The sequence below is a fragment of the Aeromicrobium sp. CF3.5 genome, from assembly GCF_051262695.1.
Taxonomy (GTDB): Bacteria; Actinomycetota; Actinomycetes; order Propionibacteriales; family Nocardioidaceae; genus Aeromicrobium.
The window spans coordinates 129,943-142,558 of the sequence record NZ_JBIMEZ010000002.1; the positions used below are offsets into that span (position 1 = coordinate 129,943).

At 68.8% G+C, this 12,616-nt stretch carries 10 protein-coding genes, 2 tRNA genes and 1 pseudogene; 5 read left to right on the forward strand and 8 right to left on the reverse strand.

The features are described from left to right. Positions 1-7: 7 nt before the first annotated feature. The 3 genes from ACHAA3_RS04190 to ACHAA3_RS04200 are packed head-to-tail and all read left to right on the forward strand — an operon-like array spanning position 8 to position 2,558. Positions 8-1,003 carry a Gfo/Idh/MocA family oxidoreductase gene (locus tag ACHAA3_RS04190; protein WP_435707691.1) on the forward strand — a complete coding sequence of 332 codons (996 nt, stop codon included), beginning with the start codon at positions 8-10 and terminating at the stop codon, positions 1,001-1,003. Further along, positions 1,000-1,773, forward strand: coding sequence for a sugar phosphate isomerase/epimerase family protein (locus ACHAA3_RS04195; RefSeq protein ID WP_435707692.1), 774 nt, complete (start codon positions 1,000-1,002; stop codon positions 1,771-1,773). The genes ACHAA3_RS04190 and ACHAA3_RS04195 overlap by 4 nt, the downstream gene beginning before the upstream one ends. Beyond that, on the forward strand, positions 1,770-2,558 hold the full coding sequence (locus tag ACHAA3_RS04200) for a TIM barrel protein (RefSeq protein ID WP_435707693.1): 789 nt from the start codon (positions 1,770-1,772) through the stop codon (positions 2,556-2,558). Before ACHAA3_RS04195 ends, ACHAA3_RS04200 begins: the two co-directional genes overlap by 4 nt. Here the strand turns inward: ACHAA3_RS04200 and ACHAA3_RS04205 are convergent, their stop codons facing one another. The 7 genes and pseudogenes from ACHAA3_RS04205 to ACHAA3_RS04235 form a co-directional block, all read right to left on the reverse strand. Continuing rightward, a complete protein-coding gene (locus ACHAA3_RS04205; protein ID WP_435707694.1) occupies positions 2,559-3,029 on the reverse strand; it encodes an SRPBCC family protein in 471 nt (156 codons plus the stop codon). It abuts the gene before it with no gap. After that, positions 3,029-4,285, reverse strand: coding sequence for an esterase/lipase family protein (locus tag ACHAA3_RS04210; protein WP_435707695.1), 1,257 nt, complete (start codon positions 4,283-4,285; stop codon positions 3,029-3,031). The genes ACHAA3_RS04205 and ACHAA3_RS04210 overlap by 1 nt, the downstream gene beginning before the upstream one ends. Before the next feature lie 99 nt (positions 4,286-4,384). Then, positions 4,385-5,788, reverse strand: coding sequence for a trigger factor (gene tig / locus ACHAA3_RS04215; RefSeq protein WP_435707696.1), 1,404 nt, complete (start codon positions 5,786-5,788; stop codon positions 4,385-4,387). Positions 5,789-5,918: 130 nt separating this feature from the next. Further along, complete coding sequence (locus ACHAA3_RS04220) at positions 5,919-7,736, reverse strand: carboxyl transferase domain-containing protein (RefSeq protein ID WP_435707697.1); 1,818 nt, start codon at positions 7,734-7,736, stop codon at positions 5,919-5,921. A 26-nt stretch (positions 7,737-7,762) separates the two neighbouring features. After that, positions 7,763-9,061 carry a DUF222 domain-containing protein gene (locus ACHAA3_RS04225; protein ID WP_435707698.1) on the reverse strand — a complete coding sequence of 433 codons (1,299 nt, stop codon included), beginning with the start codon at positions 9,059-9,061 and terminating at the stop codon, positions 7,763-7,765. Positions 9,062-9,462: 401 nt separating this feature from the next. Next, positions 9,463-10,401 (reverse strand): annotated as a pseudogene (locus tag ACHAA3_RS04230) (integrase core domain-containing protein); the annotation flags it as partial. Positions 10,402-10,640: 239 nt separating this feature from the next. Beyond that, positions 10,641-10,714: transfer RNA gene (locus tag ACHAA3_RS04235), tRNA-Pro, on the reverse strand. Positions 10,715-10,792: 78 nt separating this feature from the next. On the opposite strand from ACHAA3_RS04235, the gene ACHAA3_RS04240 reads away from it, so the two are divergent. Together ACHAA3_RS04240 and ACHAA3_RS04245 are read left to right on the forward strand one after the other, a co-directional pair. Next, positions 10,793-11,350 (forward strand): 4-amino-4-deoxy-L-arabinose transferase, encoded by a 558-nt coding sequence (locus ACHAA3_RS04240; RefSeq protein ID WP_435707699.1) that lies wholly within the window; start codon positions 10,793-10,795, stop codon positions 11,348-11,350. A 34-nt stretch (positions 11,351-11,384) separates the two neighbouring features. Next, positions 11,385-11,460, forward strand: a tRNA-Gly gene (locus ACHAA3_RS04245). A gap of 4 nt (positions 11,461-11,464) precedes the next feature. Here the strand turns inward: ACHAA3_RS04245 and ACHAA3_RS04250 are convergent. Next, on the reverse strand, positions 11,465-12,589 hold the full coding sequence (locus ACHAA3_RS04250; protein ID WP_435707700.1) for a PP2C family protein-serine/threonine phosphatase: 1,125 nt from the start codon (positions 12,587-12,589) through the stop codon (positions 11,465-11,467). Between the last annotated feature and the right edge of the window lie 27 nt (positions 12,590-12,616).

A 12,616-nucleotide genomic window follows, 5' to 3' on the forward strand; every position in this document is an offset into this window, starting at 1 on the left:
GCGCGCCATGAACGCTCCCCTGCGCATCGGCATCATCGGCGCCGGCGCCATGGGCGCCGACCACGCCCGCACCCTGCACCGGTCGGTCTCGGCCGGTCGCGTCGTCGCGATCCAGGACTTCGACACCACGAAGGCCGCCGACCTCGCGGCCGAGCTCAGTGCCGACGTCGCCTCGTCAGCCGAGGACATGATCGGCTCGTCCGACGTCGACGCCGTCGTGATCGCCTCCCCCGACCCCACCCACGCCGGACTCGCCACGTCGGCGATGGCCGCAGGCAAGCACGTGCTCTGCGAGAAGCCACTCGGCATCTCCGCCGCCGAGTCCCACGCCGTGGTGGAGGCCGAGGTCGCCGGCGGACGCCGACTGCTGACCGTCGGCTTCATGCGTCGCTTCGACCCCGGCTACGTCGCCCTCAAGGCAGCCATCGACCGTGGCGACCTCGGCACCCCGCGCCTGGTGCACAACGTGCACCGCAACCGCGTGGGACACCCGTCGGCGACCACCGAGGGCATCGTCGTCAACTCCATGATCCACGAGCTCGACGTCGTCCCGTGGCTGCTCGGCAGCCCCGTCGCGTCGATCGAGGTCCGCTCCCCCGTCGCCGAGGGATTTCGCGATCCGCAGCTGGCCACCGTCGAGCTCGCCGACGGCACGCTCGCCTCGATCGAGGTGTTCATCGAGGCCACCTACGGTTATGACGTGCGGTGCGAGGTCGTCGGCACGACCGGCACCGCGAGCCTGACTCCGCCGTCCGCCGTGACCTGGTCGGCTGCGGGGATGACGGGCCAGTCCGTGCCGCAGGACTTCCGCCCGCGCTTCAGCGACGCCTACCGACTCGAGCTCGACGCGTGGACGGCCTCGGTGCTCGCGGGTGACCCCGTGGGCCCCACCGCCTGGGACGGCCACCTGGCCAACCTGGTGGCGGCCGCCGGCGTCGAGTCCCTGCGCACGGGGCGACGCGTCGAGGTCTCGTCCACCGCTCGTCCCGACCTGTACTCATGACCTTCACCCATCAGCTCGCGCTGAACACCTCCACGATCGTCGACCCCGACGGCGACATCCCACTCGAGGACGAGCTCGCCGGCGCGGCCGCGGCCGGGTGGACTCACGTGGAGCTGCGCGGACCCCGCATCGTCGGTCGCGACGACCTCCCGGACCTGATGACCCGCCACGGGCTCTCGGCGCTGTCGATCAATGCCGTCGAGCTCGCTCGTGGAGCCGATGCCCTCGTGCAGGCCGAGCAGTTCGCACGTGCCGGCGCTCTGGCCGAGGCGCCCTACCTGCTCGCGGTCAGTGGCACCGTGCTGGACGGCATGGCCGACCAGGTCAGGGAGGTCAAGCGGATCGGCGCCTCCCACGGCCTGCGGACCGCCTTCGAGTTCCTCGGCTTCGAACGATTCGCCGTCCGGGACCTGCTCGGTGCGATCGAGATCGCACGGGCCGCCGACGTCCAGATCGTCATCGACTTCCACCACTGGTTCAGTGGCGGATGCTCGCTCGACGACCTCGCGCGGCTGCGCGACGACGAGCTGGCGATCGTGCACCTCAACGATCTTCCGGCCGGCGACCCGCTGTCGTTCGACGACGCGGATCGCCAGCTACCCGGCGAAGGTGGCTCACCGATCTCGGAGGTTCTCGCCGCGATCGAGGACACCGGCTACAGCGGACCGGCCTCGGTCGAGACGTTCAACCCCGCACACTGGGAGCTCGGCCCCCGGCGGGCGGCCGAGCTGGCGGCCACGGCGACCGCCGCCTGGGTCGACGGTCTGTGACCTTCACCCTCTCGGTGTGCTCGGAGATGGTCTACACCGCTGTGCCGCACCTCGAGCGAGTCGCGCGGATCCATGAGCGTGGCTTCGCGGCCGAGATTTGGGACTGGACCGACAAGGACGCTTCCGACCTCGCCGCGACCGGGGCCCGGTTCACGTCCATGACCGGCTACGTCACGGGCGATCTGGTCTCGGCCCGCGGGGCTGACGACCTCCTGTCGACCGCGGAGGAGTCCATCTCCTTCGCGCGCCAGATCTCCTGCCCAGCGCTGAACCTGCACGGCACGGGCCTCGGCGAGGGCGGCCTGCCCGTTCGCCCCGTCGAGATCGTCACGGGTGACATGTGGTTGACCGCCGTGCGGACCTTGTCACGAGTCGCCGAGCTCGGGGAGCAGCACGGCGTCACCTTCGTCCTGGAGAACCTCAACACCCAGGTCGACCATCCCGGCACCCCCTTCGCGAAGGCTGCCGACACCTTGGCGCTGGTGCGCGCCGTCGACAGCGCACACCTGAAGATGAACCTGGACCTCTACCACGCACAGATCGGCGAGGGGAACCTCGTCGACCTGATCCGCCGCGCCGCGCCCCACCTCGGCGAGGTCCAGATCGCCGACGTCCCGGGGCGGTGCGAGCCGGGTACCGGTGAAGTGCGGTGGTCCTTCATCGCTCGAGCCCTGGCCGACGTCGGCTACGACGGAGTGGTCGCGCTGGAGGCCTTCGCCTCGGACCCGTCCGTGGGAGGTTCGGACCGGGCTCTCGAGGCCTTCCGGAGCGCGTTCACGCTCTGATCAGTCGGTCAGCTCGCGCTTGATGGCGTCGAGGGTGATCTGCATGCCCTCGACGAGCTCGACGTCGTGGGCGTCCTGGCCGCCGAAGCCGATCCGCGCAGCTCCACGCACCAACGCACCGGAGTCGATCACTGCGGTGCGGCGCTGCGTGAGCAGCGTGCCGTCGGCGTGCGGCTCGACGACGTAGGACCACTCGACGTCGGTGGGCCACACCGTGAATCCGAACACTCCGGCGCGACCGGCCTCGGGACGCACCCACTGGCTGACCCGGCTCGTGGTCGGCCAGACGAACCAGCCGTTGCGGTTCAGGTTCACCGTGAAGCGGCCCTTCCTCGGCGAGCCGAGGAACCACATGCCCACCAGCTCGGGGCTGCGTCGGCGCATCGCCTTGATGTCGGTGACCGCGGCCCAGGTCTCCTGCGGGGTGGCCGGCACGACGACCGACACTTCACGTGCGGGCTGATTTCCCATCAGGCTCTCCTCGGAGACGGCAACGCACGCGGTGATCGTGTGCGCGCATTGATCCACTCGACCAGCCAGTCGCCGATCCGCGGATGATTGAGCAGCGCGAAGTGGTGGGCGCTGGGCAGGTACTCAAAGCGTGCACCGTCGACGATCGCGCCCTGGCGACCCACTCCGGTGGCCGAGCTGAAGTGCACCAGCAGGTCACCCAGCACCGAGCTGAAGGGGTGGCCCTGGGTGGCTCCGAGAGTCGAGGCGACGAAGTGGTACTCCGCGTGCGCCAGCGGTGCCGCGGCGATCCGGTCCAGGCCCCACTGCTCGGTGAGGTCCTGGCCCTCCCACTCCTCGGCGCTGATGTAGCCGTGGCGCAGGTCCACGATCCCGGCCGACCGGGAGTCCAGCAGCGTGCTGAAGGGCCGGGACTCCGGCCAGAACCGGAGGAGACGCGATCCCATGTGGGCGGCCTTCTCGAGGTTGGCACCTGCGTGCGGCGTGCCGAGGCAGACCACGTCTCGCACCAGCTGGTGCCACAGCGCCCCGGCTGCCGTCGCGTGATTCGTGGCGGCGCGAGCCACCAGTCCGCCCATCGAGTGTCCGACCAGCGTGATGCGAGTGACCTCGGTGGGCCACGCCTCCACGAGGGCGCGGATCAGCTGATCGAGGTGCTTGCCGTTCTCGGAGATGTGCAGCCCGGTGTTGTAGCGGACCATGACCGGCGTGCCATCGGTGTCGTCCGCGACCCGTCGGGCGTAGGTGGTGCCGTGGACGCGCGCACCGTTGTCCCAGGACTCGTCGTTCTCGCACAAGCCGTGCAGGAAGATCACCGGATGGCTGGTCGCTTCGCGGAAGACCTCGCCGATCGGCCAGGGGGTGACCGGTACGTCGGCTCCTTCGGAGCGCACCGCCATCGTGATGGCCTGCGGGTCGTCGAGCATGCGCAGCTCGTCGCCGATCAGACCGTTGATGGCCGCCACGACCAGACGACCTCGCGCGCTGTTCTCGACCGGTCGCCCGACGCCTCGACTGGCCAGGGCGCGCACGGTGCCGCTCCCGACGCGCAGACTTCCCGAGATCGCCCCGTACACCGACGTGACGACGGCATCGTGCAACGACTCCGGCACCCGGCCACCCACCAGACGCGTCGCGCGGAAGGCCCGCGAGGAGATCGCCTGATGCATCTCGCGCACCGTGCCCACCACCAGACGGTCGCCGTACTCGAGAGCGAGTGCGGCGACGTCCGTCGTGCGAGCGGGTGCGGGGGACATGGTCACATACTGCCGGTATCCGAGCACGGTGTGAACCGCGAACCGGCCGAAAGCGGCAGATCTCACAGACTTCTCAGTCCGTGGACCTGCCCGCCACGGTCAGGACTTGTCGTCTGCGTTCTCGGCCTCGTCGGCCTCGTCGGCTTCTTCGACCTCAGCCGCGGCCGGGTCGGCGATCGTTCCATCGGCCTGCAGGTTCGACAGGTCGATCGTGGCGCCGGACTCGTCGACGACCTTGGCGCCCTCGACCAGCGATGCCAGCGCCTTGCCCCGCAGGACCTCGCTGACCATCTCGGGCACGTGGTTGTGCTCCATGATGTGTTGGATGTAGGAGTTGGGGTCCTCACCGGACTGCTGGGCGCGGCGCATGATGTGCTGGCTGAGCTCGTTGTCGTCGATGCCGAACTCCTCGGTCGCGACGATCTGGTCGAGCACGAACTGGGCGACCAACGACTCGCGGACGCGCTTCTCCAGCTCGGCCTCGAACTCGTCGGCCGTCTGCTCCTCGTCGTCGAGGTAGGTCTCGAACGAGACACCGGCCTGCGCGAGCTGCTGCTCGATCTGCTGGCGGCGTCCGTTCATCTCCTCGGTGACGAGGGCTTCGGGCAGCGGTGCCTCGATCTGGCTGACGATCTCCTCGAGCACCAGGTCGCGGGCCTCGGCAGCCTGCTCCATGCGCTTGCCGCGGGTGACGCGGTCGGTGAGATCGGCGCGCAGCTCCTCGACGGTGTCGAACTCCGACGCCATCTGGGCGAACTCCTCGTCGAGCTCGGGCAGGTGCTGCTCCTTGACGTCCTGCAGCACGACGGTGACGTCGACCTCCTCGCCCTTGCGGTCGCCACCGACCAGCGTCGTGGAGAAGGTCGTGGTGGCGCCCTTCTCCAGGCCGGTCAGGGCTTCGTCGAGACCTTCGAGCATCGTGGCCTGGCCGATCACGTAGGGCAGACCCGGAGCCTGCGCCTCCTCGATGGCGGTGCCGTCCTTGCTGGCTGCGGACAGGTCGATGGTGACCGAGTCACCGTCGGCTGCGGCGCGCTCGACCTCGGTGAAGGTCGCGAAGCGCTCCTGCAGCGCGGTGAGCTGCTCGTCGACGTCGCCGTCGGCGACTGCGGCGTCGGACACCTTGACCTCGATGGTGGACAGGTCAGGCAGCTCGAGCTCGGGGCGCACATCCATCTCGGCGGTGACCTCGATGGGCTCACCGTCGACGAACTTGGCCAGGTCGATCTCAGGCTGGCTCAGCGGCTGGAGGTTGGTCTCCTGGATCGCGGCCGAGTACCAGCCGGGAAGGGCGGAGTTGATGGCCTCGTCGAGCACGGCGCTGCGGCCCAGACGCTGGTCGACGATCGCGGCCGGCACCTTGCCCTTGCGGAAGCCGGGGATGGTGATCTGCGAGCCGATGGTCTTGTAGGCAGCCTGAAGGCTCGGCTCGAACTCCTCGAACGGCACCTCGATGGTGAGCTTGACGCGGGTGGGCGTGAGGTTCTCGGTCGTGCTCTTCACGTGACTGGACTCCTGCGGTTGACGATGGGGAGGAACGATCTGGGGGCCGTGATCGACGGTAAAGCACACCGGAAACGGCCGTATTCCAGTCTCTCACGCGCAGACGAAGGGGCCGAATCCGGCTCGACGCTCACCAGGTGTCGAGTGGTCCCGGACGACGGGGACCGACGGTCGAGCTGGCGAGCCCCCGGACCAGCAGTCCGCGGGTGTCGGCCGGATCGATGACGGCATCGATCTCGAGCATCTCAGCCATCGAGATCGCACTGCCGCGCTCGTAGGCGGAGGCGAGGAGGCTGCCGAACAAGGCATCGCGCTCGGGTCCCTCGGTGGCGGCCTCGAGCTCCTTGGCGAATCCGAGCCGGACGGCACCCTCCAGTCCCATGCCGCCGAACTCCCCGGTGGGCCACGCGAGGGTCATCGAGGGCGCGTGAAGGCTGCCACCGGCCATCGCCATCGCGCCGAGGCCATACCCCTTGCGCAGCACGACGGCGAGCAGCGGGACCCGCAGATGGGCGCCAGCGACGAACATGCGGCTCGCGTGACGGACGTGGGCCTGCGCCTCGACGTCGGGGCCGACCATGAAGCCGGGGGTGTCGATCAGCGACACGATCGCGAGACCGTGCACGTCGCACAGGCGCATGAACCGCGCTGCCTTGTCCGCGGCGTCGGCGTCGATCGCTCCACCGAGGTGGGTGGGGTCGTTGGCCAGGATGCCGACCGGTCGGCCCTCGATGCGTGCCAGTGCCGTGACGACTGCCGGCGCGAAGTCACGCCTCAGCTCGAGCACCGAGTCGACATCGGCGAGGCCGTGCACCACGCGACGCACGTCATAGGTGCGGACCCGATTCTCCGGCAGCGCGACGCGCAGGTCGATCGACTCCTCGGCCGCCCACTGCTGCGTCGTTCCCTGGAAGTAGCCCAGGTAGCGGCGAGCGGCGTCGACGGCCGCGGGCTCGTCGTCGACGAGGACGTCGATGACACCGTTGGCGGACTGCACGTGCGAGGGTCCGACCTCCTCGGGGGTGTAGACGCCCAGACCGCCGCCCTCGATCATCGCTGGCCCGCCCATGCCGATGGTGCTGTCGCGCGTGGCAATCACGACGTCGCAGCAGCCGAGCAGAGCGGCGTTGCCCGCGAAGCACCGCCCGGACGCGATGCCGATCATGGGCACCTGGCCGCTGAGCCGGGCGTGCGCCGCGAACGTGTGCAGGTCGAGCCCGGCCACCTGCGCGGTGTCGGTGTCGCCGGGGCGCCCTCCCCCGCCCTCGGCGAACAGCACCAGAGGCAGTTGTTCGGCCTCGGCGATCTGTAGCATCCGGTCGGTCTTCTGGTGGTTGCGCATGCCCTGGGTACCGGCCAGCACGGTGGCGTCGTAGGACAGGACGACGCATCGGTCGTGGCTGGCCGCCGTGGCTCCGTTGACGGTGCCGACTCCGGCCACGAGGCCGTCGGCGGGCGTGTTGCGGACCAGGTCGTCGAGCTCTCGCCGGGCGCGCTGCGCGGCGTAGGCCAAGGCCCCGTACTCGACGAAGGTGCCGTCGTCGCACAGGTCGGCGATGTTCTCGCGAGCGGTGCGTTGTCCGCGGGCTCGGCGTCGGGCCACGGCCTGGGGCCGGTTCTCGTCGAGCGTGAAGGCGTGTCGATCGATCACGGCCTGCAGGTCGGGCCGGATTCCAACGGCCGCCACCGACTCCTCGACCACGTCATCGCCGTCTGCGAGCGAGGCGGACGGGTCGAGCGTCACCAGTGCCTGGTCGACCACCACGGAGTCACCAACACCGACGACCACGGACTCGATCGTGCCGGGCTCGTCAGCACGCACCACGTGCTCCATCTTCATCGACTCGATGATGACGAGGGACTGCCCGGCGCGGACGGTCTCGCCGGGGGCGACGGAGGCCTGCACGACGGTGCCGGCCAGGGGCGAGGTGATGGTGAGGTGAGCCACGGCGTCACTGTCTCACTGCGTGCGTGTCACTGTCGCGAAGGCGGCGAGGATCGGCCGGATCGGTATCGGTGGTTGCGTTGCCAGTGTTGGTGGCCGGGTAGCCGCAGCTCGACTGTGCCGTCGTCGGGCGAGATCCGCAGTTGCCACCCGTGGTCGTGGACGACGTGGTGGTGGAACGGGCACAGCAGTGCACCGTCCGAGAGATCGGTGGGTCCGTCGTCGGACCAGGGGGTGATGTGGTGCGCTTCAGTCCATGGTGGGGGTCGGTCGCAGCCGGGAAACACGCATCCGCCGTCGCGCATCGCGAGCGCGATGCGTTGTGTGGGGCTGAAGAGGCGTTGGGTGCGACCGAGGTCGAGTGGCAACGAGGTGCCGCCGAGAACTGCGGGCAGGATGCGGGCGCGGCAGGCGAGCTGGCGAGCCTGGGAGGCGCTGACTCTCGTGCCCGTGCTGAGGGTCGCGGCGCGCAGCTGCCCGCGCAGTGCCTCGAGGTCGAGGGTGACAGTGACCGTGGCGCCGGAACCGCCTGCCGATGGGAGGCCGTCGGTGGGGAGGTGGTCGCACAGGTCGGCGAAGGCCATGCCCATCCGGTGGGCGGTGTCGGTGGGCCTGGCGTCTTCGTCAGCGAGGTGGGCCCGACGGGGTGCGGCGATCGCGTCGACGGCGGCCTTGAGCCGGTCGGCCTGCGCCTCGGGGATCTTGAAGTCGCCCGAGCAGGTGCCGTCACGGTTGTCCCACATCCGGAACTTCGCCGAGGCCCGCGCACGGCGTTCACGGTCCTGAATGGTCTCGTTCTCGGCCGCGTCGGCCTCGTCCTTCGGCGCGTAGGTGTCGCGGACACGGTCGGCTCGGCGACGCAGATCCTTGATCGACAGCTTCTTGGCGTCGCGGATCAGAGCGGCCTCGGCCAGCGCTCGCTTGTGGTCCGGAACTCCGGCCAGGGCGCCGCCGACGATCTCGGCCTGCCCCAAGGAGACCTCGCCGGCGTCGAGCGCGGCCTGGGTGGCCGATGCGGAACCGACCTGCTTGCTGGCCCGCACGAATCGGTCAGCAGCACGTCGGTCGCCGCCGAAGTCACCGGCGAGCAGATCACCGGTCGACGTGGCGCCGGCGGCCTTCGCGGCACCAGACGCTTCCAGGCGGGCTGCTCCGCGCAGTTGTTGCGCCTGCACGCGAGCCTGGACGCGGGACAGATCGGCCACCACGGCGCGGGCGGCGCCGGCGTCGAGCGAATCCCACGCCCCCGATGGGATCGAGTCGATGACGCGATGCAGCTCGGCGGCGCACACCACCAGCGGGTGCGGTTCCACCAGCTCTGCTGCCATCGATGTGTGATGTCTCAGGACATCGGTGACAGTTGTGCATCAGGACATCGGTGACGGGTGATGTCTCAGGACTTCGGTGACGTTTCGTCGGTCTTGGGGCGTGGGCCTCGTGGTCTGCCATTGCCGACGTAGGTGACGCCGACTGCGGGTCGGTTGTGCTCGATGAGAATGACGCCGTCCATGTCGGTGACGGTGATCCCGTCGTTGTCGGCGACGACCAAGACGTGCTGGTATCCGTGCTGTCCGCCGACCATGTAGGTGACCTTCTCCAGCATGAAGGTGCCGACGCTGGTCAGCTTTCTGGCGGTGGTGCCGGCGGGCAGATCGGCCAGTGACGGCATGGGGTGCTTGAGTCTGACGGGCTGCTCGAGCCTGGGCCGACCTGGGTTGGGACGTGGCGCGTCGGCCTTGGCGGTGGCGTCCCACGCCGCTAGGGGCGTGATGCGTCCCGGAAGACCCTGGTGGGGTCGTTCGGTGTTGTAGATGTGGTCGAACTGGTCGACTTGGGCTTGCAGTTCGTCGAGCGTCTCAGCGAGCGGCTGCTTGTCCAGGTAGCGGAACAGGGTCTGATGGAAACGTTCGTTCTTGCCCTGGGTGGTCGGCTTGTGGGGTTTGCCGGTGATCGCCTCAACACCCAACGAGGTCACATAGATCACGAGCTGGCCTTCCCAGCCACGCCTGCTGGGGTTGAGAGCCAGACCATTGTCACTGAGCAACCGCTGCGGGACACCGTGGGCGGCAATGCCCTTCTTGACCACCACGAGTGCACCCTCGGCGGTCTCACCGCCAGCGACATGAGACGCAACCGCGAGCCGAGAGTGGTCGTCGATCAACTGGAAGATCACGCACTTGCGGCCATGAGTGAGCACGTATTCGGTGGCATCGAGCTGCCAGCACGCGTTCGGTGCCGGATAGACGAACCGGCGCCAGGCCGAACGCGGTCTCTTCTTCGGCTCAAGACGAGCGACACCGGCTTGCCGGAAGATCCGCGCCAGCGATGCGATTGAGGGCACCTGATCCAGCCCCATCGCGTGCATCTTGTCGTGCACGCTGACCGGCCCGTGGTCCAGCCCGGAAACCTCCAAAGCAGCCCTCACCTGCAACGCCTGCTTCTTGATCTCATCGGTCAGCTTCGACGGGCTCGACCTCGGACGCCGGGACTTGGGCTCAAGCACCGCAGCCGGCCCGTCGACCTCGACGCGCTTGCGCAGCTCGTAGAACGACTTGCGCGAGATGCCGTGCTCGACACAGAACGTCGACACGGCCCCGCGAGGGGCATCGGGCGGCCATTGCGAGATCGCGAGACGGACACGGGGATCAATGGGCTCATTGGCAGACACCGCCGCAGCCTCGCGGACCAAGTGTCACCACCAAGACCGCCCACAGTGTCACCGATGTCCTGATACAGAACTGTCACCGGTGTCCTGCGACATGACACTGCTGCCATCGATGCCTCCGGAGATCATTCGAACTTGTGTTCGACTATACCTCGGGGCCCTGACAGAATGACCTGTTTCCACAAGCGAAATCAAAAACTCTCGAACCCGCGGTGCAGGTTCGAGAGCCCTCGATCAGTCAGTCGGGATGACAGGATTCGAACCTGCGACCCTCCGCTCCCAAAGCGGATGCGCTACCAAGCTGCGCCACATCCCGTCGTCGCCCCCACTGTAGTGCGCACTGCGATCATCATCGCGCCCGCCCGGACCTGCCGCCCCTGCCACACTGGCTCACATGCCGACCCCGAGAGAGTCGACCGAGCACCTCGCCGACCGTCTGCTCGCCGAGATCGCTCGCCGTCAACCGACTTGCGGCGCCACCCGGGTCATCGCGATCGACGGCCCCAGCGGGTCGGGCAAGACCGACCTCGCCCGCATCCTCGCGGCCCGGGGCGACGCCGCGATCGTGCACCTCGACGACCTCTACCCCGGCTGGCACGGTCTCGACGCCACTCCCCCGATGGTCGCTGACCTGCTCGGCGCGATCGCCGTCGGCGAGGTCGGCACCGCCGCCCGATGGAGCTGGGTGCGCGACCGACCCGGCCTCGTGCTGCGGGTTCTGCCACAGCCGCTGATCGTGCTCGACGGCGTCGGGTCGGGCGCCGGAGTCGTGCGCCCGTTCCTCAACCTCCTGGTCTGGGTCGACGCCCCCGAAGCCGTGCGGCACGACCGAGCGATGGCCCGCGACGGCGACACCTACGCGCCGTGGTGGGACGTCTGGGCCGCACAGGAGCAGCTCCACCACCGACGCGAACAGACCCAGACACACGCGGACGTCGTGGTCCGCACCTGATGTGTCATCATGGAACCGCTGGTGAGGCCAGCATGCGGACGTAACTCAATTGGTAGAGTCTCTGCCTTCCAAGCAGAATGTTGCGAGTTCGAGTCTCGTCGTCCGCTCCACTTCTCACTGCGTGAGGTTGCCCACCGGATCGGTGCGCGACAGCAGCAGGATCGCCCGGTCATCGCCGGCGTCGACCTCGTCCATGACCTTTCTGGGCAGCTCGTCGAAACCGGCGGCCACGAGCTCACCGGCGCGACCGCGCAGCCACTCGATCCCGGCCATGACGTCCTGGGACCGTGACTCCACGACACCGTCGGTGTAGAACATCAGGGCATCATCGACGGCCAGGGTCCCGGTCGTCCGGTCGAAGGTGGGATCCTCGGCGATCCCCAGGGCCAGCCCTCGTGCACCATCGATCTCCCAGGTGCCCGTGGCATCGCGCCAGCGCAGCGCTGGCGGGTGGCCTCCGCTGATGATCGTGTAGTCACCGCTCGTGAGGTCGACCTGGACGTGCACGGCCGTGGCGAATCCGTCGTCCCAGTTCTGCCTCAGCAAGAAGTCGTTGGCCGCCTCGAACAGCTTGACCGGTTCGAGCGCGCCGATGAGACCGCCCAGCGCGCCGGCCAGCTGCAGGGACCGCGTGCCTGCAGCCACGCCCTTGCCGCACACGTCGACCAGGACCATCTCGAGTACGTCGCGTTCCGTCTTGTTGGCCACCATGAAGTCACCCGAGAAGCGGGCGCCCCCGGCGTACTTCATCGCCGAGCGGGCACTCCACCCCGCCGGCAGCTCGGGCACGCTGCCCTGCGCCTGAAGCCGGTCACGGAGATCGACCAGCATCGCCTCCCCGATCGTGCGGGGCAGGCCACTGCGTCGGTGACTGGAGTCGTACATCACGATCACGGCGATGACGATCATGGCGATCAGCGTGCTGATCCGGCCCGCCGTCATGCCGTTGATCATCGACTCCCGCGTCACGGTGACGGCGACGCAGACCGCGATGAACGCAAGCAGCCCCATCAGAGGCTGGTGCCGCAGCGTGAGTGTCCCCAGCAGCATCGGCACCGCGAACCAGGCAGCCGCGGCCAGGCGGTAGTCGATCAGCGACACGAGCAGGAACACCAGCGTCAGCCCGGAGAGCACGAGGCACACGGTGCGTTGCCCCTCGCTGCTGCCGGTCCGCCAGCTCACGATGCGGTCGTCCACGTAGCCCTCGATGGTGGGACGCAGATGACTCAGCGAGGACATGCGCTGACCCTATCCGCGAGCGGCGCT

Coding starts and splice junctions, on each gene's coding strand:
- ACHAA3_RS04240 (WP_435707699.1), top strand. CDS start 10,793: ATGCCGACCCCGAGAGAGTCGACCGAGCACCTCGCCGACCGTCTGCTC.
- ACHAA3_RS04210 (WP_435707695.1), bottom strand. CDS start 4,285: ATGTCCCCCGCACCCGCTCGCACGACGGACGTCGCCGCACTCGCTCTC.
- ACHAA3_RS04225 (WP_435707698.1), bottom strand. CDS start 9,061: ATGGCAGCAGAGCTGGTGGAACCGCACCCGCTGGTGGTGTGCGCCGCC.
- ACHAA3_RS04205 (WP_435707694.1), bottom strand. CDS start 3,029: ATGGGAAATCAGCCCGCACGTGAAGTGTCGGTCGTCGTGCCGGCCACC.
- ACHAA3_RS04250 (WP_435707700.1), bottom strand. CDS start 12,589: ATGTCCTCGCTGAGTCATCTGCGTCCCACCATCGAGGGCTACGTGGAC.
- ACHAA3_RS04190 (WP_435707691.1), top strand. CDS start 8: ATGAACGCTCCCCTGCGCATCGGCATCATCGGCGCCGGCGCCATGGGC.
- ACHAA3_RS04195 (WP_435707692.1), top strand. CDS start 1,000: ATGACCTTCACCCATCAGCTCGCGCTGAACACCTCCACGATCGTCGAC.